Annotated in this window: 19 protein-coding genes; 2 read left to right on the plus strand and 17 right to left on the minus strand. The window is 35.9% G+C overall.

The genetic code is table 11. From position 1 onward, the window contains the following. Window positions 1-414: 414 nt before the first annotated feature. From gmd to recR, 12 genes are all read right to left on the minus strand, one after another. On the minus strand, window positions 415-1,497 hold the full coding sequence (gene gmd, locus BUC11_RS01945; RefSeq protein WP_073351390.1) for a GDP-mannose 4,6-dehydratase: 1,083 nt from the start codon (window positions 1,495-1,497) through the stop codon (window positions 415-417). A gap of 119 nt (window positions 1,498-1,616) precedes the next feature. Then, window positions 1,617-2,567 carry a GDP-L-fucose synthase family protein gene (locus BUC11_RS01950; protein WP_073351392.1) on the minus strand — a complete coding sequence of 317 codons (951 nt, stop codon included), beginning with the start codon at window positions 2,565-2,567 and terminating at the stop codon, window positions 1,617-1,619. A gap of 7 nt (window positions 2,568-2,574) precedes the next feature. Beyond that, the gene (locus tag BUC11_RS01955; RefSeq protein WP_073351395.1) at window positions 2,575-3,582 is read right to left on the minus strand and encodes a mannose-1-phosphate guanylyltransferase; all 1,008 of its coding nucleotides are present in this window, start codon (window positions 3,580-3,582) and stop codon (window positions 2,575-2,577) included. Window positions 3,583-3,627: 45 nt separating this feature from the next. Beyond that, window positions 3,628-4,911: a nucleotide sugar dehydrogenase gene (locus tag BUC11_RS01960; protein ID WP_073351397.1), complete on the minus strand. Its 1,284-nt coding sequence runs from the start codon at window positions 4,909-4,911 to the stop codon at window positions 3,628-3,630. A gap of 303 nt (window positions 4,912-5,214) precedes the next feature. Then, the gene (gene rfbB / locus BUC11_RS01965; protein ID WP_073351399.1) at window positions 5,215-6,261 is read right to left on the minus strand and encodes a dTDP-glucose 4,6-dehydratase; all 1,047 of its coding nucleotides are present in this window, start codon (window positions 6,259-6,261) and stop codon (window positions 5,215-5,217) included. 360 nt (window positions 6,262-6,621) lie between these two features. Beyond that, window positions 6,622-7,086 carry a UpxY family transcription antiterminator gene (locus tag BUC11_RS01970; RefSeq protein WP_073351401.1) on the minus strand — a complete coding sequence of 155 codons (465 nt, stop codon included), beginning with the start codon at window positions 7,084-7,086 and terminating at the stop codon, window positions 6,622-6,624. A gap of 123 nt (window positions 7,087-7,209) precedes the next feature. After that, window positions 7,210-8,601, minus strand: coding sequence for a UDP-glucose 6-dehydrogenase (locus BUC11_RS01975; protein WP_073351403.1), 1,392 nt, complete (start codon window positions 8,599-8,601; stop codon window positions 7,210-7,212). Between the two features lie 874 nt (window positions 8,602-9,475). Further along, window positions 9,476-9,850 carry a four helix bundle protein gene (locus tag BUC11_RS01985; protein WP_073351405.1) on the minus strand — a complete coding sequence of 125 codons (375 nt, stop codon included), beginning with the start codon at window positions 9,848-9,850 and terminating at the stop codon, window positions 9,476-9,478. 589 nt (window positions 9,851-10,439) lie between these two features. After that, window positions 10,440-11,423: an SDR family oxidoreductase gene (locus BUC11_RS01995; protein ID WP_073351410.1), complete on the minus strand. Its 984-nt coding sequence runs from the start codon at window positions 11,421-11,423 to the stop codon at window positions 10,440-10,442. Between the two features lie 24 nt (window positions 11,424-11,447). Then, window positions 11,448-13,916 (minus strand): polysaccharide biosynthesis tyrosine autokinase, encoded by a 2,469-nt coding sequence (locus tag BUC11_RS02000; RefSeq protein WP_073351412.1) that lies wholly within the window; start codon window positions 13,914-13,916, stop codon window positions 11,448-11,450. 16 nt (window positions 13,917-13,932) lie between these two features. Then, window positions 13,933-14,724 (minus strand): polysaccharide biosynthesis/export family protein, encoded by a 792-nt coding sequence (locus tag BUC11_RS02005; RefSeq protein WP_073351414.1) that lies wholly within the window; start codon window positions 14,722-14,724, stop codon window positions 13,933-13,935. Between the two features lie 73 nt (window positions 14,725-14,797). Further along, the gene (gene recR / locus BUC11_RS02010) at window positions 14,798-15,418 is read right to left on the minus strand and encodes a recombination mediator RecR (RefSeq protein ID WP_073351416.1); all 621 of its coding nucleotides are present in this window, start codon (window positions 15,416-15,418) and stop codon (window positions 14,798-14,800) included. A 282-nt stretch (window positions 15,419-15,700) separates the two neighbouring features. Here recR and BUC11_RS02015 point away from each other — a divergent pair, with 282 nt between their 5' ends. Beyond that, window positions 15,701-17,209: a sodium:solute symporter gene (locus BUC11_RS02015; protein WP_073351584.1), complete on the plus strand. Its 1,509-nt coding sequence runs from the start codon at window positions 15,701-15,703 to the stop codon at window positions 17,207-17,209. A 369-nt stretch (window positions 17,210-17,578) separates the two neighbouring features. Here the strand turns inward: BUC11_RS02015 and BUC11_RS02020 are convergent, their stop codons facing one another. Further along, a complete protein-coding gene (locus tag BUC11_RS02020) occupies window positions 17,579-17,944 on the minus strand; it encodes a CoA-binding protein (RefSeq protein WP_073351586.1) in 366 nt (121 codons plus the stop codon). 146 nt (window positions 17,945-18,090) lie between these two features. Between BUC11_RS02020 and BUC11_RS02025 the strand changes: the two genes are divergently transcribed. Further along, window positions 18,091-18,720: a MarC family NAAT transporter gene (locus tag BUC11_RS02025; RefSeq protein ID WP_073351418.1), complete on the plus strand. Its 630-nt coding sequence runs from the start codon at window positions 18,091-18,093 to the stop codon at window positions 18,718-18,720. Between the two features lie 45 nt (window positions 18,721-18,765). Here the strand turns inward: BUC11_RS02025 and ctlX are convergent, their stop codons facing one another. From ctlX to eno, 4 genes are all read right to left on the minus strand, one after another. Next, entirely contained in the window at window positions 18,766-19,701 is a 936-nt protein-coding gene (ctlX, locus tag BUC11_RS02030) for a citrulline utilization hydrolase CtlX (protein ID WP_073351420.1), read from the minus strand. Between the two features lie 70 nt (window positions 19,702-19,771). Continuing rightward, complete coding sequence (locus tag BUC11_RS02035) at window positions 19,772-20,686, minus strand: dimethylarginine dimethylaminohydrolase family protein (protein WP_073351422.1); 915 nt, start codon at window positions 20,684-20,686, stop codon at window positions 19,772-19,774. A gap of 65 nt (window positions 20,687-20,751) precedes the next feature. Further along, window positions 20,752-22,035 carry a citrate synthase gene (locus BUC11_RS02040; RefSeq protein WP_073351424.1) on the minus strand — a complete coding sequence of 428 codons (1,284 nt, stop codon included), beginning with the start codon at window positions 22,033-22,035 and terminating at the stop codon, window positions 20,752-20,754. 155 nt (window positions 22,036-22,190) lie between these two features. Then, a complete protein-coding gene (eno, locus tag BUC11_RS02045) occupies window positions 22,191-23,483 on the minus strand; it encodes a phosphopyruvate hydratase (protein ID WP_073351426.1) in 1,293 nt (430 codons plus the stop codon). Between the last annotated feature and the right edge of the window lie 609 nt (window positions 23,484-24,092).

The following is a 24,092-nucleotide window of genomic DNA, read 5'->3' on the forward strand; positions in this document are numbered from 1 at the left end:
ATTAAGGTCAATCAATAGCGAACAATAAATTTGAACGGCAAAATACTATCTTTAAATTGGAATACTTTCCAGAATTTTTTGTTTTTTAGATTAAACCCCGGAAATTCGTTAGATTACACTACAAAAATGAATTACAAATTAATTAATACCTAGAATTCAACTAATACAATCTATTTTTTATTCTACATTACAAAAAAAATTAATCATTAGATCAAATTGAATAATGTATGGTAAAGAGGTAGCAAATTACTTAAAAGGTTTACTCACTTTAAAATATAAACGACTAATTGCAAAGACAACTTTTTAAAATTATCTCTTTAACAATACAACCTATCTGGGGCAAAACAATTAGAACATTTGCCATTCAAAATAATTTGAAATTAATAATTCCGTTTTATAAATTTCACTCTCTATTTAATATAATTTCAAATCACTAATCACCATTTCTTTCACCATGGCCGCTAAATCATACTGAGGCTCCCATCCCAATTGTGTTTTAGACTTTGTAGGATCACCAATCAAAAGATCTACTTCGGTAGGACGATAGTACTCCGGATCTACGCGCAACACCACTTTACCTTGCTCTACTTGATACAATGGATTATTGCAAGAGGCAACTGTGGCGATTTCATTTTCATTTTCACCATCAAAATTTAATGCAATACCTACCTCAGCAAAAGCCATAATGACGAAATCTCTTATATACGTGGTAACACCTGTTGCAATCACATAATCTTCCGCGACCTCTTGTTGCAAAATTCTCCACATGGCGTCTACATAATCCTTGGCATGTCCCCAATCTCTTTGTGAGTTTAGATTCCCTAGATAAAGGCAATCTTGTTTTCCTTTGGCAATTGCCGCAGTTGCCATCGTAATTTTACGGGTGACAAAAGTTTCCCCACGTCTAGGAGACTCATGATTAAAAAGGATTCCGTTACACGCATACATATCATACGCCTCACGATAGTTTTTAGTGATCCAAAAACCATAAATCTTAGCTACACCGTAAGGAGAACGAGGATAAAATGGAGAGTTTTCATCATAAAACCCTTTTTCATTTTTATTTTCAGCTAAACCTCCATACAATTCAGAAGTCGACGCTTGATAAATTCTAGTTTTTTTTCCTAAACCCAATATTCTTACCGCCTCTAGAATTCTTAAAGTCCCAATTCCATCGACATTAGCAACATATTCAGGAGAGTCAAAAGATACCTTCACATGTGACATTGCTCCTAAATTGTAAATTTCATCCGGTTGTACTTCTTGAATGATTCTTATAATATTGGTAGAATCCGTTAAATCACCATAATGCAATTTAAAATTCACATGCGCTTCATGTTGATCTTGATAGATATGGTCGATGCGTTGTGTATTAAAAGACGATGCACGGCGTTTCACCCCATGAACGATATATCCTTTCTCTAATAATAATTCTGCTAAATAAGATCCGTCTTGTCCCGTGATTCCTGTTACAAGGGCTATTTTCTGTGCTGCCATGATTATTAATTTGTTTTTGTCTTTTGTTGATAAAAGCTAATTGATTAAGATTCTTTATTCAAAATTCATTAATTGCTGAGCGAAAAACGCTTTGCAATGGAAGGAAGAATGCAATCAATTTACAATTTTACTTCTTTATAATTTTCAATATTCTCCAAAAACCATGTATAAGTTTTTTGGATCCCTTCTTGTAATTGGACCTTGTGTTTCCACCCTAATGCGTGCATCTTGGCAACATCCATCAGTTTCCTTGGTGTACCATCTGGTTTTGTTTTATCCCAAATAATGGCACCTTGATGTCCGGTGATTTTTTGGATGGTTTCTGCTAACTGTTTTATCGTTAAATCTTCGCCTGTTCCTACGTTGTATAAATATTCTGGTAATTTATTTTCTAAGGCAAATACAACAGAAGCTGCCATATCATCTACAAAAAGAAACTCCCTCATCGGGGTTCCACTTCCCCAAAGGGTAACGGCAGCATTATTGTTTTCTTTCGCCTCATGAAACTTACGCATCATGGCAGGTAAGACATGTGAAGAATTTAGGTCGAAATTATCATGAGTACCATATAAATTGGTAGGCATCAAGCTTACATAATCTTTATCAAATTGATTTCGGATTGCTTGACAGGCTTTGACCCCCGTAATTTTTGCAATCGCATACCATTCATTCGTAGGCTCTAAAGAATTTGTCAGCAAATACTCTTCTTTCAGGGGTTGTGGTGCAAGTTTTGGATAAATACAAGAACTCCCCAAGAAAATAAACTTCTCAACACCGGATTGCACCGCCGTATCAATTAGATTATTTTGAATTTGCATATTTTCCATAAGGAATTGATATGGAAAATTATTGTTTGCCAAAATACCGCCTACTTTTGCCGCAGCATCAATAATTACTTCTGGTTTTTCTTTTGATATGAAATCGCGAACTGCTTGTTGATTTCTTAAATCCAAATCTTTACTAGAAACTCCAATTAAGTTTGTGTATCCTTTTGCAGAAAGGATTCTCCAAATAGCGCTGCCAACCATACCATTATGCCCTGCTATGTATATTTTAGTATTTATTTTCATAGTTATATCAATTCAAGAGATCTGATTTGTCTCGTTCCAATTTACTATATACGCTTTTGACATCCTGAGAAAATTCTTTTTTCAATATTAAATTGGCAGTATCGGTATAAACAAAAATAGTGTCCTTGACCCCAATAAAAGCAGTATAATTAGTAGTACCTATAGCCATATTGCCATTTTCATCCACCGGATGACCTATCGTAATCAAGTAATCATAAACCGATTCAAAAGAGCCTAGATCCGACCAAACAAAGGTAGAAGAAACCACCTTAATTTTCTTACTTCGCTCCATAACAGCATAATCAATACTGATGGATGGTATATCAAGGGATAAGTTTAAATCTAATTTTCCATTTTGATTGGCTTCCCATGCAATTTTGGATTTTTCATAAACTTCGGGGGTAAATGTTTTTAACTCTTCTAAAAATACGCCTGCTTTAAAGCAAAACATACCACTATTCCATAAAAAGTTACCGCGCGAAATAAAATCTCTTGCTGTAACCTGATTTGGTTTTTCTCTAAAAGAAAGGACATCATCCCCTTTTCTTTCGATGTAACCATAGCCTGTTTCTGGTTTAGTAGGGATAATTCCAAAAGTTACTATATATCCTTTTGAAGCCTTTTCAATAGCATCACTTATAGCGGCTTCGTACTCTTCCATCTTATCAATGATATGATCGGAGGGAGTGACAATCAATATGGCTTCTGGATCAGATGCAAAAGCGGCAAAAGCGATGGCTGCTGCTGTATTTCTGGGAGTGGACTCTACAATATCAATATAGGAAGTGTTTGATTTTTCCAATACTTTTTTACTTAGATGACAATTATCGCTATTTCCGACGACCATAATGGTATCAGCAACATTGCGATTGCGCTCTACAGTCATTTCAAACAAAGACTTTCCTTCAAACAATGCTAAATATTGCTTGGGCTGGCTTTTACGGGATAAGGGCCACAAACGGCTACCAACACCACCGGTAAGAATTACATGTGTAATTGAATGCTTATTTTCCATATTTCTCTAGTCTTTATATTTTAATTCTTTTTGGGAGTGTCTGATCTATAGTCTTCCGTCAGCCACATTCCCTAGAATTCCTTTTACATCATACAACAAACTGTTGGTATTTTGCAATTTAGAAAAATCAATAGCTAGGAATTCTCGGTGTGCAACGCCTAAAACTACGGCATCAAATTTTTGAGTAGGCAATTCAGCAGTCGTTACTAGTGAATATTCATGTTGCACTTCGGCTGGATTTGCCATAGGATCAAAAATGGTGATCGTAATTCCATAATCTGCCAAGGCAGTGATCACATCAACAATTTTTGTATTGCGCACATCAGGGCAGTTCTCTTTAAAAGTAATTCCCAGCATTAATAACGTAGCGCCATTCACTGAAATCCCTTTTTTAATCATTAATTTCACAATCTGCGACGCAACGTAATCCCCCATACTATCATTCAAGCGACGTCCTGCCAAGATAATTTCCGGATGATAACCAAATTCCTGTGCCCGTTGTGCTAAGTAATACGGATCAACGCCGATGCAGTGTCCGCCCACTAAACCTGGTTTGAAAGGAAGAAAATTCCACTTCGTTCCTGCTGCGGCTAATACTGCATGGGTATCAATATTCATCAAGTTAAAGATCTTAGCTAATTCGTTGACAAAAGCAATATTGATATCCCGCTGGGAGTTCTCAATGACTTTGGCTGCTTCTGCTACTTTTATGGTCGGTGCCAAATGAGTTCCTGCCGTAATAACAGATTGGTATAATTCATTGACTTCTACCCCCGTTTCTGGCGTAGATCCCGAAGTGATTTTTAAAATTTTCTCTACCGTGTGTTCTTTGTCTCCTGGGTTAATGCGTTCGGGCGAATAGCCTACAAAAAAATCAACATTAAACTGCAATCCGGAAAATTTTTCTAAAACGGGTACACACTCTTCCTCTGTTGCGCCAGGATATACGGTAGATTCATAAATAACGATATCCCCTTTTTTCAAGACCTTTCCTACTGTTGCACTGGATTTATACAGCGGATTTAAGTCAGGACGATTGTTTTTATCTACTGGAGTGGGAACCGTTACAATGTAATAATTACACGTTGCCAGATGGGCTATATCAGTGGTACAGTACAAACCATTGCAATCACTCGGCCGGTCTAAAAGTACTTTTTGTAAAACGGCATCTTCAACCTCAAAGGTCGTATCCGTACCCGATTGTAAGGAAGCAACACGAGATTGATTGATATCAAATCCTACTACAGCATGTTTTGTGGCAAATAGTCTTGCTAATGGCAAGCCTACATAACCCAAACCAATTACTGCTATTTTTTTATTTGAACTCATTTCCTACTAATTCTGATTACTTGTGTTCCTTTTACTCCACCGCTACGCAGTTCAAACTCACATAAATGAATAAGAACTGGATTATTTTCAGGGCGCAAATATACTTACAAAAGGTCATTAAAATGGCTACCGACTAACAAATCGATGTTAAAAAATTATTTTGACTGAATCTAAAAATACTAATTACTTGAAAATCAATAACTAATAAAGCCGAAAATGAAATACTATTCGTGCTCTTCCAAAATCAGAACAATTGTAGTGTCTCTTTATAGTATTCTTTTACTATCCTGTACGAAGCTACACTTACAAATACTGTTTTTCATAATAGGAAGCGTACGCACCAGAAGTAACGTGCTGCAACCAGTCCGAATTGTCTAAATACCAGCTTACTGTGATTTCTAATCCTTGTTCAAAAGTCACCGATGGTTTCCACCCTAGTTCCTTATTTATTTTAGAAGCATCAATAGCGTAGCGCAAATCATGTCCTGGTCTGTCTTTTACGTACGTAATTAATTCTGCTGATTTGCCAGCAGGACGACCCAGTTTACCATCCATAATAGAACACAAAAGACGGACTAAATCAATATTTTTCCACTCATTGAAGCCACCAATATTATAGGTCTCGTGATTTTTTCCACGGTGAAAAACCAAATCAATTGCACTCGCATGATCCACTACAAAAAGCCAGTCTCGCGTGTAATTCCCATCACCATATACGGGCAATGGTTTGTTGTTAATTATGTTATTTATAAATAAAGGAATTAGCTTTTCAGGAAAATGATTAGGACCATAGTTATTAGAACAGTTGGTTATCACAAAAGGAAAATCATACGTTTCACCGTACGCTCTTACAAAATGATCTGAACTCGCTTTAGAGGCGGAATACGGAGAATTAGGATCATAAGCAGTCGTTTCTGTAAAAAGTCCCTCTGCGCCTAAAGACCCATAAACCTCATCGGTACTGATGTGATAAAAACGTTTGCCTTCTAGTTTATTCATCCATTGCTTTTTTGCTGCATTGAGCAAATGTACCGTCCCAAAAACATTGGTTTTTACAAAGGCTAGTGGATCTTCAATGGATCGATCCACATGTGATTCTGCAGCCAAATGAATTACCCCGTCGAATTGATGTTTGTCAAACAAATCAGCAATGAAAGCTTCATCCGTAATATCGCCTTTTACAAAAGTATAATTGGGTTCGTTTTCAATATCGACCAAATTTTCTAAATTACCTGCATAAGTAAGGGCATCCAAATTATAAATATGATATTCTGGATATTTGGTAACAAACAAACGAACTACATGAGACCCAATAAATCCAGCACCTCCCGTTATTACTATTTTTTTCATTTAACTTTATACTTAATATTTAAAATCCAATTAATTTTTTGACATCATGCTTCCGATCGCGTTGAAAAACTACTTTCCCTCTACTTTACAATACACATCTTTCTACACTACATCAACATCTTGGCTACCGCTAATCTTCAGCAGGAGCTATTAAAAAACCAACTACAGTTAAACAGCCGCAGAGGAACACTGTAGTTCCGTCTTATTTAACTTGATTGTTAAAGCGACTGCTAGCGTATTTGTTTAAGCAACCATGATGTGGAAAGTGGAGCACAATTTATTTATTTTGCAGAAATAAGTAAATCAATAGCTTACACTTCTTTTATTTTAAAACTAGCCACCTTATTTTAGTCTGTTTCCCTATTTTATTTTCATTTTCAAAACACACCCCAAAGATTCCAAAACCAACACATAATGGGTATTCGTCATCTCTTGAATTGTAGCCTTTTGTGCCATAAAAGGGCCGGATTCCAACTGTATGGAGTCTCCAATTTGATACCCCCCCACGGTTACATCAATACAATCCGAAGTGTCGAGCCATTTCTTTATTATACTGATTTCTTCATCGCGAACAACAGCCGGCTTCCCTAGCCAAAATAAATACCGAACTGCTCCAACGGATTGAAATACGGAGTTCCGCTCTGATTCCGCTAACTGAACAAAAACATAGGAGTTAAAAAGAGGTACTTCTACTTTTTTCTTTCGATCGGACCATTGTCGGATTTGAGTAATCAAAGGACAATAGCACTCTATTCCACTATTTTTTAATTGTTCTGCTACTTTTTTCTCCCATTTGGGTTTTGTATACACTACATACCAATTCATCTTATGTTTTGTATTGCAATAAAAATGCGTTTCTTTTTATTGATTCTGTTTTCTACTCTTTTAAATCTTCTTTAGAATGAAAATCATTTCATCCGATCAAACAAAAATCGCTACTTCCTTTTTTTAAGAGCCTACCGCTTGATATACAAACCCAATCGCCTCTAAGTTAGGGCCATTCAATAAATTTCGACCATCAAAAACAAAAGCTGGTTTCTGCATGGAATCATAAATTTTTTGCCAATCATAGGTTATAAATTCATCCCACTCTGTCAGCACAGCAATAGCATGTGCATTTTGGCAGGCTTCATACGGATCTGTAAATGAGCTGATGCTACTCGCATTATTTGCTGCAGTTCGGGTTTCTAAATAATTTAAATCATCCAAGATTTTTTTATTGGAAACCTTTGGGTCATAAACGGCAATTTTTGCGTGCTCGTTAATTAAATCATCAGCAACATAAATAGCAGCCGATTCTCTGGTATCATTGGTGTCTTTTTTGAATGCCCAACCCAAAAACGCGATTTTTTTGTCGGAAACTGTATTGTAAAGCGTTTGAACGATGTTGTTGGAGAACCGCTTTTTCTGATGGTCATTCATTATGATTACTTGTTCCCAATAATCTGCTACTTCATTTAATCCATACGATTTTGCGATGTACACTAAATTCAGAATGTCTTTTTGAAAGCAAGAACCTCCAAACCCTACTGACGCTTTTAGAAACTTTGATCCAATTCTGCTGTCCATCCCGATAGCTTTAGCTACTTCATTGACATCGGCTCCTGTTTTTTCACAAAGCTCCGACATGGCATTAATGGAGGAAATCCGTTGTGCCAAGAAAGCATTAGCAGTAAGTTTTGACAATTCTGAAGACCAAACATTTGTGGTCAATATTTTATCCTCCGGAACCCAATTGGCATACACATCCACTAATGCTTGGATTGCTTTGCGACCTTCCTCTGTGGCATCACCACCTATCAATATCCGATCTGGATTTAACAAGTCTTGAACGGCAGTTCCTTCGGCTAAAAATTCTGGGTTAGACAATATTTGAAACTGCACTCCATTACCGGTATTATCCAAAATACTTTTTATCGCTTCGGCAGTTCTTACTGGAAGTGTCGATTTCTCCACTACAATTTTATTGTCTTTGGCTACTCTGGCGATTTGTCTGGCGCACAATTCTATGTATTTTAAATCTGCGGCCATACCTTTTCCTTTTCCGTACGTTTTTGTGGGTGTATTAACCGAGATAAAGATGATTTGAGATTCGGCTATGGCCTTATCGACATCAGTAGAAAAAAATAAATTTCTTCCTCTCGCTTCCCCAACAATCGCGTCCAAGCCAGGCTCATATATTGGTATATTATTTACATTCTCATCATTCCAAGCTGCAATACGTTCTGCATTCAAATCCACAACGGTAACTTGTATTTGCGGACATTTTTGTGCTATAACTGCCATAGTGGGACCACCAACGTACCCTGCTCCTATGCAACAAATTTTTGTGATTTTCATTTCTTTCTTTTTATATTCTTTGTTGGTTATTGGTTATCTGTTTTCGGTTTTCGGTTGTCTGTTTTCGGTTGTCTGTTTTCGGTTTTCGGTTTTCGGTTTTCGGTTGTCTGTTTTCGGTTGTTTGTTCTCCGTTTTCAGTTTTCGGTTGTCCGTTTTCTGTTTTCTGTTTTCGGTTGTTTGTTCTCCGTTTTCGGTTGTTTGTTCTCCGTTTTCAGTTTTCGGTTGTCCGTTTTCTGTTTTCTGTTTTCTGTTTTCTGTTTTCGGTTGTCCGTTCTCGGTTTTCGGTTTTCGGTTTATTAACGAGTATCTTCTATTTTTATTTGCTAGCTATTCTCAATCCGCAACTATTCGTGTAATAACAGAAAACTCATATCGGATATCAGATAACTCATAACAGATAACCCATAACAGATAACCCATAACAGATAACTCATAACAGATAACAGACAACTCACAATAAATAACGCATTACAGATAACGCATTACAGACAACAGATAACTCATCACAGATAACTCACAACAGACAACCCCTAACAGATAACCCATAACAGACAACTCATAACAGATAACAGACAACTCACAATAAATAACGCATTACAGATAACGCATTACAGACAACAGATAACTCACAACAGATAACTCATAACGGATAACTCATAACAGACAACCCCTAACGGATAACTCACAACAGACAACTCCTAACAGATAACCCATAACAGACAACTCATAACAGATAACAGACAACTCACAACACATAACTCACAACAGATAACTCACAACAGATAACCTATAACAGACAACTCACAACAGATAACTCATAACGGATAACTCATAACAGACAACCCCTAACAGATAACTCATAACAAACAATTCTTTACTCAAATTTATTCCAATTGCTTTCAACATAGCGTAAAAATGAAAATAATTTTGCGCCTAATACATCGTACTCTTTTTGTAAAGTAATCATTTCAGTTGATACATTTGGATAGAGAACTGCTAACTTCTCTAGATGACAAATTGTTTCCAAATTACTTGCATGAGAATATGTTAAGAACTTTATAAAATCCATCTTATATCTTTTTCTACCATAGCCCTCCACAATATTAGTTGCCACAGAATCAGAGGACCTTCTAATTTGGCTGCCTAATTCATATAATTCATACTTTGGTAATTGTAACGAAAGCCGATGTGTTCTATAAAACAATGCTAACGCCAAAGTGTATATATCTAAATCCTTGTAGCTTTTCATATTTACTGTTTTCGGTTGCTCGTTTTCGGTTGTCGGTTTTCGGTTGTCGGTTCTCCGTTTTCGGTTGTTCGTTGTCCGTTGTCGGTTCTCCGTTTTCGGTTGTTCGTTGTCCGTTTTCGGTTTTCCGTTCTCGGTTCTCGGTTTTCGGTTCTCGGTTTTCTGTTCTCGGTTTTCTGTTGTCCGTTTTCCGTTTTCTGTTTTCGGTTGTCGGTTTTCGGTTTTCTGTTCTCGGTTGTCCGTACTCGGTTTTCGGTTCTCCGTTTTCTGTTGTCTGTTTTCGGTTTATTAACGAGTATCTTTTGTTTTTATTTGCTGGCTATTCTCAATCCGCAACTATTCGTGTAATAACAGAAAATTCATATCGGATAACTCAAAACATAAAACAGATAACTCATAACAGATAACCCACAACAGATAACAGACAACTCATAACAGATAACTCATAACCCATAACACATAAACCACAACAGATAACAGATAACTCATAACAGAAAACAGATAACCCACAACAGACAACTCATAACAGATAACTCATAACAGATAACTCATAACAGACAACTCATAACAGATAACAGACGACAAAAATCTTCTATCTTAAATTATTCCAATACCAGCCAACCGCCTCTTTTAGCCCTTCTTGCATGGAATATTTTGGATTGTATCCCAGCAGATTTTTTGCTTTATCAATACTGGCTAAGGAGTGAGGAATATCTCCTGCTCTATTGGGACCGTATTCCACGCTAACAGTACCAATACGCGGATCGTATTCTGATAAATATTCTTTCAAATAATCTAGTAAATTATTCAATGTATTTCGGTCGCCATAAGCCGTATTATAAATCGTATTGACAGCCTCTGGGTTAGCTGTTAACATAGCCAGCTCATTCATTTGAATTACATTGTCAATATATGTAAAATCTCTAGAATAGTTCCCATCTCCATTTATTTTTGGACTTTCTAATTGCATCAATTGCATTACAAATTTTGGGATAACCGCAGCATAAGCGCCATTAGGATCCTGCTTTCTACCAAAAACATTAAAATAACGCAAACCAATCGTCTCTAAACCATAGGTTTTACTAAAAATTTCGGCATACAACTCATTTACATACTTTGTTATAGCATAAGGAGAAAGTGGCTTACCAATTACTTCTTCAACTTTTGGCAAAGATTCTGAGTCACCATAAGTAGAGGAACTTGCCGCATATATAAAACGTTTCACTTTTTCATCTCTTGCTGCTACTAGCATATTCAAGAAACCGGTCACATTCACATCATTAGTGGTCACAGGATCCTTCAAAGACCTTGGCACAGACCCTAAAGCTGCTTGATGTAAAACGTAATCTACGCCTTTTACCGCAGTTGCGCAATCTGTAGCGTTGCGAATATCACCTTCTATCAAGCTAAAGTTAGGATGATTTATAAAGTTCTTTAAGTTGTGTCTGTGTCCTGTTGCAAAATTATCCAAACAAACAACCTTTTCTCCTTTTGATAAAAAATAATCACAAAGATTAGACCCTATAAAACCTGCCCCTCCGGTAATTAAAATCACTTTTTGCATGTCCACTTTCATTTTATTTTGTTTTAAATCCAACCCTTACTGCCTCGGTTTTTTTAATATTTTTTGTGCTACTTTTTGATAAATACTCTTTGGCTTTTCTTCTTCATAATAACCGTTGGCATACGTTCCATACCCGTAGCCATAACCGTAGCCGTACCCATAACCCGTTCCGTATTTTGCTTTATTTTCTAAACCATTTAAAATAATGCTGGTATTGTTCAGTTCTCCACGTTTGACCCTATTGTTTAACAAAGTAATCATGTCTTTTTTAGTAAAGTTCTGTCTTACAATATACAGCGTTACATCACAATATTGCGCTAATTCTAATGCATCAGAAACCAACCCTACTGGCGGCGTATCTAGAATAATATAATCGTATTTTTTCTTTAATTCTTCAATTAACTCTCCCATTCCTTCACTCATAATCATCTCCGCTGGATTGGGCGGAATAGGACCTGATAAAATAACGTCCAAATATGGAATGTGAGTATGGTTTATAATTTCATCAACTGTTTTTTGTTTGATTAAATAATTAACTATCCCCACGTCATTGGACAAATTAAATTCGGATGCCAATTTAGGTTTTCTTAAATCAAGACCAATAACTACGGTTTTTTTCTCGCTCAAGGCAAATACGGTAGCGATGTTTATCGAGCAAAATGTTTTTCCCTCGCCACTGACCGAAGAAGTGATCATCAAGGTTTTGGCTCCATCTACATTTTGTTGTTTGTACAAAAATTGAAGCGATGAACGGATGGCTCTAAAGGATTCCGATAAAGCAGATTTAGGCCGATCATAAACAGCTAAATTAGTGTGTTCTCTATTTACGCCCACCACGCCTATTAAAGGAATTTTTGTCATTTTACTAATGTCTTCGGTATTTTGAACCGAATTATTGATAAAAAAAACAGCGAACACAAAAATCAACGGAAAAAGAATTCCCAGAAATAAAGCCAGTACATAATTCACAGAGGTTTTGGGTCCAATTAAGCCTCCACCGACATCTTTGGCAGGATCTATAAAATGAACATCGGAAAGATTGGCTGCTTTAACAATATCTGCTTCGCTTCTTTTTTGCAAAAAAGTACTATAGATATTATCGCTTAAATCGTATTTCCTTTTGATTTTTATGAGCTCTTGTTGGTCCTCGGGAAGTTGTTTTATGGTACTCTCTGTTTCATTGATTTTACTGCTAACCATGGCTAAATCATACTGTAATGAGGATTTAGCGGTGGCGATGTTCTCCAGCAATACATTTTTAACGGCTTCCATCTGATTGTCAAAATCTTTGAAAATCTTGTCGCTTTTTACCGCGTAGGCCATTTCTGATCTTTGAGTGGATAAGGCGATTAACTTGGAAACATTAACCACAATATTTGGATCTTCGATTCCTGCTACCGATGGTGCTGGTAGTTTTGCATAATTCACGCTATTTTTAAGGTATGCTTTTAAGGAATTATAATAGGCCATTTTACGATTAACCTCGTCTTTCTTGACATCAAACTCTAAAATCTTTTCTGAGAATTTAGCTCCGCCTTCCTCAATATCATAAATATTCTTTCCCTGTCTGAAGGTTTTCAGTTCGTTTCCCGTTTCCTTTAATTGGGATTCCATTGTAACTAATGTGCTATCTATAAAAGCAATGGTATTTGTCGCAAATTGATTCTTACTATCCAACTGTCTTTTGATAAGCATTTTAACAGTGGAATTCAAATATTCTACCATTCTAGCTTTGTTTGTTCCTTGCATTCCTAAAGTAATGATGGAACCTCCTTTGTCATCTGACTGTACACTGATGCCTTTGTAACCGGAAACTGTTCCGTCAAAATCGTTAAATTGCACGAAATATTCGTTTCCTTTGTAGAAACCAGGATTATCGTTTATTTGCAATTTCCAATTTAAAAAAGGCAGCGCCACTTGTTGTCCGACTTTATATCTTTTGACAAATTCGCCCGGTTCCACTGCAGTATTACTGTACGTGTTATTTGAATAAGTGAGTATGGAAACGCTAGGGTTTTCAAATGGGATTCTGATTTCATATTCATTTTCACTTACAAACTTAATCGCTATGAGCATTCCCGTAAGTTGTCCCTTAGTTTTATCAATATTTACAAAAAACGGAACAGCACCGTACGCATCGACTAAATTATAATCCCCTTGAACCAAGTAATTAATATAATATTGCAGCTTATCTACAACTAACTCGTTATGAGAACGAGATTGCAAGGTGGTTGAAATGGTTTGAACCTGATCAGAAGTACCACCCCAATTGAAGACCAAACTCGTATTTGACGTAAAAAGCGGATTACTTTCTTCTTTTACAGCAATAAGCGTCTCCATACCATAGATTTTCTCCTTGCGTATATTGACTTGATAAGCAATCGTAAAAGTGATTAATAAACTGATCAAAAACCACTTCCAATAACTCCCGATTTTTATTAAGAATCCTTTAAAGTCAAAACTGACTTGATTTTCAAAAATCGAAAAATCTTTTATATCTAACATTTTTTAATTTTGGTTTTTAATTTTTTAACAACAAGAAAGTAGTTGTGGCTAATGATAACAGTGTGATAATCGTCCCCAATGATTCGATTCCTGTTTTTCCAGTGCCCCACGTTTTTTGTTTGAGTGGCTTGATGTAAACATAATCATTAGGCTGCAAGTAAAAATAAGGGGAACGCATTACATTTATGTCCGTTAGATCCAGATCATGCATTTCAACTCCTGTTGGTGTTTTTCGCATGATTGTAACTGCTTTTCTATCTCCAGTAATGGTTATATCTCCAGCATTTGCAATAGCTTCCATAATATTCACATGCTCTTGAAACAAGGTCTTGGTGCCAGGACCACCTATTTCTCCATTGATGGTATAACGAAAACCCGCTAATTTTACAGTCACAAAAACATTTGCCTCTTTATTGAAATATTCCGCTAATAATTGCTTTTCAATCCGAATCCTTACTTCATCTAGCGTATAACCAATTACGTTTAAATCTCCCAAAACAGGGACTCTAATCATACCATGATCATCAACTGTAAAACCATCAAAATACAATCCCGATTCTGACTTACCTGCTGCACTACCTTCGTTGGAAGTGCTAAAGATAGCCACTAATTTAGGATCGATGGCTTTTATAGTAATACTCAACACATCATTGATCTGCAATCGATAAGGCTTGGCCTCTACTGCTGCGATGGTAGCTTCTGGTTGCGAATTATCCTTTTTCTGAAGATAAATTAAATCCTTAGTTGGAATACAAGAGGTAAGCAACACACTAGTAACTAGCAACAAATAGAATACGGATTTGCTCATTTTTAATATTTTTTAAGCGACAAATATAGCTTTTCATTTACGATTTAAAAAGCATCGCTATTCTTTACGTGTATTAATTGTTTTTAAAAGACTTTTCAAATGGAATTCGATGTAAAATACTTCTTCCCAGCGTAACTTCATCCGCATATTCCAGTTCGTCCCCTACTGAAATCCCTCTGGCTATTGTTGAAATTATTATCTCACAGTCCGTTATTTGCCGGTAAATATAAAAATTAGTAGTATCCCCTTCCATCGTGGAGCTCAAGGCAAAAATAATTTCATTCACCACGCCCGACTTTACTTTTTCAACCAAAGTGGTGATGTTTAATTGGCTGGGGCCAACGCCATCTATCGGCGAAATTTTACCGCCCAGTACGTGATAAATCCCTCTAAACTGACCCGTATTTTCTATTGCCATTACATCGCGAATATCCTCCACAACACAAATTATCTGGTGATTACGGTTTTTATTGGCGCAAATTTCACACAACACACTATCCGAAATGTTGTGGCAACTCTCGCAGTACTTAATATCCTCCCGCATAGCAACCAAAGCTTGTGACAAAAAACCGGTTTGCTCTTTGGGTTGTTTTAACAAATGCAACACCAATCGCAGTGCTGTTCGTTTACCAATTCCTGGTAACTGAGACATCTCGTTCACTGCTTTCTCTATTAATTTCGAAGAAAATTCCATAACTGCAAAAGTAGTCAATTAGATAATTCGAAGAATTAGAAAATGAGATAATGAGCAAAAACCACCAAAGAATTTACTTTGACAATAATCGGAGTTTGAGATCCACCATCTAAACAATACCTTTTATCATTTCAGAGGTCAATCTAGTTAGCATTTTTTCAACAAAGTGACCTTCTTCCTTCGCAGAGCGTAAAGATGAATGTGTACTCGTTTTCAAATAAACAAATTCCCGATTCATCGATTAACCAAAAAATCGTATTTTGGTCACTTCAAACTCAGCAAATGGCCCCAAGCACTATCCTACTCCTTATTATCGTCTATTTTGGCATTTTATTTTTGATTTCCCATTTTGTCAGTAAAAAAGACAGTGGAAATGATGCTTTTTTTAAAGCCAACAAAAATTCAAAATGGTATTTAGTCGCCTTTGGAATGATTGGAACGGCACTTTCTGGAGTTACATTCATTTCGGTTCCCGGGGAAGTAGGGTCGCCAAATGGGGAGCAATTCAAGTATTTTCAATTTGTTTTAGGAAATGCAATTGGCTTTATCATCATTGCAAAAATACTCTTGCCGCTATATTACCGCTTGAATCTAACTTCGATTTACGGCTATATCGAACAGCGATTGGGCATTTATTCCTATAAAACTGCCGCCACCATTTTCTTGATCAGCCGAACAATAGGCTCTTCGTTTCGACTGTATCTTGTGGTGATTGTTTTACAGCGCTATGTTTTTGACTTTTATGGAATCCCATTTGCCATTACCGTTTTGATTTCGCTGGCTTTAATATTTGCTTATACCTACCGCGGTGGATTGAAAACCATCATCATCACGGATACATTACAAACTTTCTTCTTAGTAACTTCTGTTTTTTTGACCATTTACTTTATTTGTAAAAGTTTAAACTTAGGTGTTTTTGACGCTTTTGAAGCAGTAAAAAACAGCAATTATTCGAAAGTCTTTTTCTTTGAAGATTTTGTATCCAATAAGTTTCATTTTGTCAAACAAATTCTGGGAGGAATTTTTGTCACTATTGCTATGGTCGGCTTAGATCAGGATTTAATGCAGAAGAACCTGAGCTGCAAGAACATTGGCGAAGCCCAAAAAAACATGTTTACCTTTACGGGAATATTTGTACTGATCAACATTTTCTTTTTAAGTGTGGGCGCCCTGCTTTACATTTATGCGAATAAGAATGGAATTGCAGTCCCTACCGATTTAATAACTGGAAAACCTAGAACCGATTTACTTTTTCCAGAAATTGCTTTTCATCATTTGACACTAATTCCATCCGTCATTTTTTTATTGGGATTGACCGCCGCTACCTTTGCGACTACAGACTCCGCATTAACGGCTCTGACGACCTCGTTTTGCGTCGATTTTTTGGGTATGGACAAAGAAGAGAACCGAAACAAACCCAACGTAGTGCGCAACAGACATTTTGTTCATATTGCCTTTTCATTTTTAATGTTTCTGGTGATTGTATTTTTTAACACAATCAATGACAGCTCTGTGGTTGGAATGATTTTTAGGGTAGCATCGTATACGTATGGCCCACTATTAGGACTGTATTGCTTTGGGTTGTTTGCCAAATCAAAAACAGTCAAAGATAAATTTGCACCATGGATCTGTCTATTGGCTCCGGCGCTAACCTACTTTATAAGCGAAAATTCAAAGACCTTATTTTTTGGATACGTATTTGACAATGAACTCATCATCCTAAATGGACTTATAGCTTTTATTGGATTGCTATTGATAAGCAAACCTATCGCAGCGGAAAGACGTTTTTAAAATACTGCACGAAGATTCCCAAAGCAACACTAAATTCTATGATACACCTTTTTAATTTATAATCTTGAGAAGAAAACCCCTTGATACTTTTGGATATTCAATCTTGTTCTTTTTAAATTCCAAATATTCACCTTGAGATTTTTACTATTGAAATGCAGTACTGATGCAAAATAAACCGTTTACATCCCAACAATTCAGGTTAATTAAGATATTCCTAGCCCTGATAAAAATGGAAATCCTTTGGATTAAAAACAGTACTTTTTTCTCATAAAAAAAGAGCGACCAACGGAAGCTCCTTTTTATATTTAGAAAAAGACTGTTTTTAATCCAAAGATTGAAATGAATAGCAGGAAATAGCTTCAAAAAAAACTAATACTGATTGGTGGATAATAAAACCAACGTACAAGCCACTTCAGCCTTGATATCGTTCAATTTTAACAGCTGATAAAATTCTGGATTTTCTGTACCGGGATTAAAAATAACTCGTTTCGGTTTTGCCTCTACGATATAATTATAATAATCACGCTGACGCGTTGGATTTAAATATAAGGTAACGGTATCGATATTTTTTAATGGAATGGCTTTAGTCTGGATTTTCACACCCGCAACTTCACCAGCATTTTGACCCAGCGCAAGTACGGAATGCCCTTTATCTACTAACATTGATATGGCTTTGAACGCATATCGATCTGGTTTCGTTGTTGCTCCAAGAACCAAGGTTTTTTTACTCTTTATCATTTTCTTTAATTGTATATGGCAAAAGTAATCAAAAAGGTTTGTTCGTTTAACAATTTTACGGTTTAGTTCTCAAAGCAATAAAAAACAGTAGCTTAACTTTAAAAAGCAAAAAAAGAGTATTTTTACAGTCTTAAAAACAAAATATGGATTTATTTATTTATCTATTTGTCGCTCTTTTTTCGGTTTTAAACCCTATTGGTACGGTTCCCATCTTTGTGGGACTTACACAAAATGACACCAAAAAAGAACGTTCTAGAATTTCTTTATGGACGGCGATAAATGTATTTATTATCCTAATTGTCTCCTTTTTTATAGGCCAATATGTTTTGATTTTCTTTGGCATCAGTATCGATGCCTTACGAATAGCTGGAGGAATCATTATTGTAAATTCGGGATTTTCGTTGCTTTCGGGAGAATTTAATAAAAAGAGGGGAATCAATAAAAAAGCAGAATCCGATGCTCAAAAAAGAAATGACATTGCCTTAACACCGCTTGCCATTCCTATGCTTGCTGGACCGGGTTCCATATCATTACTTATTGCATTTTATCAGGAACACAATTCAACGATGGAGATTTTAATCTCTTCAATGGCTATTCTTGCTATTGCGGTTACCATCTTTTTAATCCTTAAAAGCGCGCATTATTTAGCAAAAATACTGGGAGTGTCCGGTATTGTTGCCATATCGAGAATCGTAGGATTCATTGTAATTGCGATAGGAATACAATATATTGTAAGTGCCATTATCAATATTATAAAAGGGAATCTCTCCTAAATTAAAGCTAAAAAAAACCGGATAATAATTTTATCCGGTTTTCTTTTATTTCCTTGGTAGGAAAATCTCTGCCATCATACACCTGGCGCTTCCACCACCGCACGCTTCAATTGTATCTAAACTCGAACTCAAAATTTCAGCATGTTTTTCTAATTGTTCGATCTGCTTTGGCGTTAACGCTTGATGCGCTGCAGCACTCATTACTAAATATCTTTTATCATTACTTCCACGAACTTCAAGCATATTCCCTGCAAAATTGTTCATTTGGGCTTCAGTAATTACAATAATTTCTTTGCCATTTTCCTTAAGATTATCAAGAACCATTTTGCGTTCTTTTTTATCATCAATACAATCCGAACAAATTACAGCAAAAGTTTCGCCTAAGCACATCATTACATTGGTGTGATAAATTAGTTTTCGTTCTCCATCGACGGTTTGAAAAGCTTCAAAAATTACGGGAGCATAATCAAAATCTTCGCAAAATTCGATAAACAATTCTTCATCTGCTCTTGGTGACAAAGCGCAATAAGCTTTACTATTTTCTCTGTCTAAAAGTAAACTTCCTGTTCCCTCTAAGAAAAAACCATCTTCCTCTGCCGATGTGTAGTCTACAATGTTAGAGATAACAAAACCTTTGTCCTCCAGCATATCTAGAATTTCTTCCCGACGTTCTTCCCGACGATTTTCGGCAAACATTGGATATAATGCCACATCACCATTCTCGTGAAATGAAATCCAATTGTTTGGAAAAATGCTGTCTGGCGTATCTGGACTCAAGGTATCATCCACAACGGTTACATCAACACCAACTGCTCTTAATTTCTCGACAAAAACATCGAATTCTTGTTGCGCCTTTGCATTTACGGTTGCTGGTAACAAACCGTCCAGTACTTTTTGGTAATAATTGTTAACTGCGGTTTGTTCGTTCATTCGAAACGCAACTGGGCGAATCATTACTATGGAATTTGTGGTTTGTTTCATGATTTTTTATTTTATTTTTTGTTGCAACGCATTGCAATGCGTCTCTACTCTTTTGCGCCTCAATATGAAATTAATCCCTGATTAATGGTAAGGTCGAACATCGCAATAACCCTTCTTGTTTTGCAATTTCTGCGTATGGAATTTCTTCTACGACAAAACCGTTTGCACGCAACCAATTATTAAGTCGCGTAAAATTTCTTTCAGAAACTACTACATTGGTATCGATAGAAAAAACATTCGAATTCATGTGGTACATTTCGTCTCTAGTAATATGAAATAGATTGTCTTTTCCAAAAAGATGAACTAAAAACAAATAGTCTGCTTCCTCACGGAAACCATTTTTGTAAATAATCCCTTTGTCATTCCCTACGGGTTGAAAACAACAATCTAAATGCAAGGCATTATCGCGGGCATCAATTTTGGATTTAACCAAATCAAATTCTTTGACAATTTTATTAGGAAATAATTCTTTAATGTATTGAACTCCGTGCATGTTTGTTCGTGCAGTAATGTACTCTTTGTAATCACTTCCTTTATAAGTACCAATAAAAATATACTCATTCCACAACATAACATCACCTCCTTCGATGTGAACTTCCTCGGGTGGACGAACAACTTTTTTAGGATTAATTTGATCGATGACGTATTGAATCGCATCTAATTCTCGTTCGCGATCCGGTAAAATATTAGATTTTACAAAAACATCATCAATAACAAAACCAATATCTCTGGTAAATATTTGATTGTAATTTTCGATCTGCTCTGGACGAAAAACCGTTACATCATATTTTTTCAACACCGTATTAAATGCCTCCATTTCATTTACCATATCCAGCTCCTTTGGGTAGGTTCCCGCTAAGATATGCGCTAATGATTTCGGATCGTAGGCCTCTTCAGCCTTTGGAGTAGGTCCATTATCAACGGCCGAACCAAGCACTACTGCCCTCAGTCTCGAAGTTTCATTATTTACCTTTAATTCTAACATATCTTTTTAGCTTTTGGCAAATATAAAAAAAGCTTCACAAATTCGTGAAGCTTTTTAAACTGATTTTATCTTTTATCTGTTGGGACAAAATCCCTCAAAGGATGTCCAGTATAAATTTGTCTTGGTCTTCCTATTGGCTCTTTATTTTCACGCATTTCTTTCCATTGTGCGATCCAACCTGGTAAACGACCTATGGCAAACATCACCGTAAACATATCTGTAGGAATCCCTAATGCTCTGTAGATGATCCCAGAATAGAAATCAACATTTGGATATAAATTTCTTGATTTAAAATATTCGTCTTCCAGAGCAGCTTCTTCTAGTTTTTTAGCTATGGCAAGGATTGGATCCTCAACTCCCAATGTGGCTAAAACCTCATTGGCAGCTTTCTTAATAATTTTTGCTCTTGGATCGAAATTTTTATAAACTCTGTGACCAAAACCCATTAAACGGAAAGGATCATTTTTATCTTTGGCTTTAGCCATGTATTTATCTGCATCACCACCATTTCTATGGATTTCCTCTAACATTTCCAGCACCGCTTGATTTGCACCACCATGTAATGGTCCCCAAAGCGCAGAAACTCCTGCTGATATTGAAGCAAATAATCCTGCGTGAGAAGATCCTACCATTCTAACGGTAGAGGTAGAACAGTTCTGTTCGTGATCACCGTGAAGTATGAATAATTTATCCAATGCATCAATAACTATAGGATTTGCAGCATATGGTTCAGTAGGCAATTCAAACATTAATCGCATAAAATTTTCAACGTATCCTTTAGTATTATCATAATAATTCAAAGGATAACCCATGCTTTTTCTATAGGTCCAAGTTGCTATTACCATGAATTTACCCATAGTTTTACAAACTGCCTCATACATTTCTTTTTCATTATCAACATTAACCGATTTAGGGTTAAATGCAGTCAATGCACTCGTCAAAGCTGCTAAAACGCCCATTGGATGCGCTGTTTTAGGAAAGCCATCAATGATGCTCTTCATCTCTTCATTGACCAACGTGTATTTTCTGATATCAGTTTCAAATTGCACTAACTGCTTCATGTTTGGCAATTCTCCAAAAATCAAAAGGTAAGACACTTCTAGAAAATCAGCTTTTGCTGCTAAATCTTCTATTGAATAGCCTCTATAACGAAGTATTCCTAATTCTCCATCAAGAAAAGTGATGTCACTTTTGCAGGAACCTGAATTTTTATAGCCCGGATCAAGCGTAATAATACCGGTTAAATCACGTAATTTGTTAATATCGATGGCAACTTCGTTTTCACTCCCTACGACTACAGGAAGCTCAATTTTCTTTCCATCAATTTCTAATGTTGCTATTTTTGACATAATATATTGAAAATAAACTTTTAAAATAATAATTTATCAAATCTAGGGAATTAAACACTAATTAAAAAGAGAATTCCACAACGAAATTGTTAAATATTACCAAAAAAAGCCACTCACAGCACGTGAATGGCTTTAAATAAAAATATCGTAGGAATTTATTTTATTTTGAATGCATTTTTACCGGGGAAATATGCAGTATCGCCCAATTCTTCTTCAATCCTAAGCAACTGATTGTATTTAGCCATACGATCCGATCTTGAAGCAGAACCCGTTTTTATTTGACCACAGTTTAAAGCTACTGCTAAATCTGCAATGGTATTGTCTTCTGTTTCTCCTGAACGATGAGACATCACAGAGGTATATCCTGCATTTTTAGCCATATTTACAGCCGCAATAGTTTCAGTTAAAGTTCCTATTTGATTTACCTTAATAAGAATAGAATTAGCGATTCCTTTTTCAATACCTGTTGACAAACGTTCTACGTTGGTAACGAATAAATCATCTCCAACTAATTGCACTTTATCTCCAATTTTATCGGTTAATAACTTCCAACCATCCCAGTCATTTTCATCCATACCGTCTTCGATAGAAATAATTGGATATTTAGAGGCTAGTTCCGCTAAATAATCCACTTGCTCCGCAGAAGATCTAATCTTACCTGTTTCACCTTCAAATTTAGAATAATCGTATTTCCCATCTACGTAAAACTCTGCTGCAGCGCAATCCAAAGCGATCATGATTTCATCACCAAAACTATACCCTGCGTTTTCAACTGCTTTTTTAATGGTATCTAAAGCATCTTCAGTACCACCAGGAAGATTTGGTGCAAAACCACCTTCATCACCTACAGCAGTAGAAAGTCCTCTATCGTGCAATACTTTTTTCAAACTATGAAAAATTTCTGTCCCCGTTTGCATTGCATGGGAGAAAGAAGTTGCTTTCACAGGAAAAATCATAAATTCTTGAAAGGCTATCGGCGCATCTGAATGTGATCCTCCATTAATAATATTCATCATCGGCACTGGCAATGTGTTTGCAGAAACACCGCCTACATATCTATACAATGGTAAACCCAATTCATTTGCAGCGGCTTTGGCTACAGCCAAAGAAACTCCTAAAATTGCGTTTGCACCCAAGTTTGATTTATTAGGAGTACCATCCAAATCAATCATCATTTGATCAATCAGATTTTGTTCAAAAATTGAAACTCCTAAAAGCTCCTCAGAAATAAGGGTATTCACATTTTTCACTGCATTCAAAACTCCTTTTCCAAGGTAAGCTTTTCCTCCATCGCGCAACTCCATTGCTTCATGCTCTCCAGTTGATGCCCCAGATGGTACAGCAGCTCTTCCTAAAACACCATTATCTGTAATTACATCTACTTCTATTGTAGGATTTCCTCTAGAATCGAAAATTTGTCTTGCGTGAATTTTGATAATTATACTCATATACTCAATTTTTAAATTATAAAACACAAATATATTCTATCTTTTTGATTCATTTTATGAAAACAATGAATCTTATTAACGAAAACGTTGTAATTATTTGTGGAAAACCAATACCTACAGTTTCGTTTATAAAAGAAGATGAAAATTACATAATTGCATTTAGCTAGAGCGAAAACAGTAAAAGACAATAAAAGCTCAAAAACTGAAAGTTTCAAAAAGAATATAGCACTCCAAGCACCTTGATAAATTGATAAACCTCAAATTTAAACGATGATCTTTTTGAGCTTCTAAACAACTTCTTTTTAAGCATTAAAACAAAGGTTTATACGATTTAGGTTTAATCCATAACTAGAACATTTAATTACAAATTGACTAAGAAAAAGAGACCATTTAAATGCCATACTATCAAAAAAGGAAATACAATATTTTAACACGGAAAACGAACCATATTTTAAATACAAAAAGCAAAATTAGCGACAGTAATCAGTCTCTAAAGTCGGCCCTCGATGTAAATCTTACCGCATAATTTCAGCAATAAACGACTTGAATCGTAATTCAATACGAACTTAAAAATAAAAAGGGACTGACTTTTTGACAAAAGACAATCCC

Origin of the sequence: Flavobacterium xanthum, from assembly GCF_900142695.1 — a bacterium.
GTDB lineage: Bacteria > Bacteroidota > Bacteroidia > Flavobacteriales > Flavobacteriaceae > Flavobacterium > Flavobacterium xanthum.